The sequence below is a fragment of the Thiolapillus sp. genome (assembly GCF_048562965.1).
Lineage (GTDB): Bacteria > Pseudomonadota > Gammaproteobacteria > Chromatiales > Chromatiaceae > Thiolapillus > Thiolapillus brandeum_A.
The window spans coordinates 1-524 of sequence record NZ_JBHNMF010001639.1; the positions used below are offsets into that span (position 1 = coordinate 1).

General features: G+C 59.5%; 1 protein-coding gene. It reads left to right on the forward strand.

The annotated features are described in order from the left end of the window. Positions 1-139 precede the first annotated feature (139 nt). Positions 140-496: a hypothetical protein gene (locus tag ACOCD2_RS25960; protein WP_419626441.1), complete on the forward strand. Its 357-nt coding sequence runs from the start codon at positions 140-142 to the stop codon at positions 494-496. Positions 497-524: the final 28 nt, after the last annotated feature.

The window sequence follows — 524 nt, forward strand, 5'->3', positions numbered from 1 at the left end:
ATGGCCATGCAGGGTGAGGTTTTGCGCAACACCGTGATATGCGGCCGGTAGGCGCGCTTTTCCTGCATGAAACCGCATTCCACCAGGTTCTCACCCAGGTGTTTCACCAGTCCGGACAATCAAGCGTGTCTTCGGCCTCGTGATAGATTTTGGGACATCCCAGTCCCCAAAATCGACTCGGCCTTTGACAACCTATTGGTGCCCCAGCCGTCCTGGTCACCAAGCACTACGCAACAACTTCGCAAGCTCGTTGCTGCTCCGTACTTGGCTCCCATATGACTGGACGCCGCGTTCGGAGGCCTACTTTGTTTTCCCTCTGGCGCAAGGCACGCCGGGAAAACAGTGCGGCCTCGCGGCTACTGGGGTCTACCAGCCTTCGCTTCGCTCTCCATGGCTGGCAGCGTCGGCGGGCGTATGTTCCGGCCCCGCCCAGACGATGCGCGGCTTTGGCCAGAACTCCAGGCGGTTTATCTTCAGTTCGAAGGGAGCGCCCTGAACTGCGTCCGCAGCTTCCAAGATGCAAC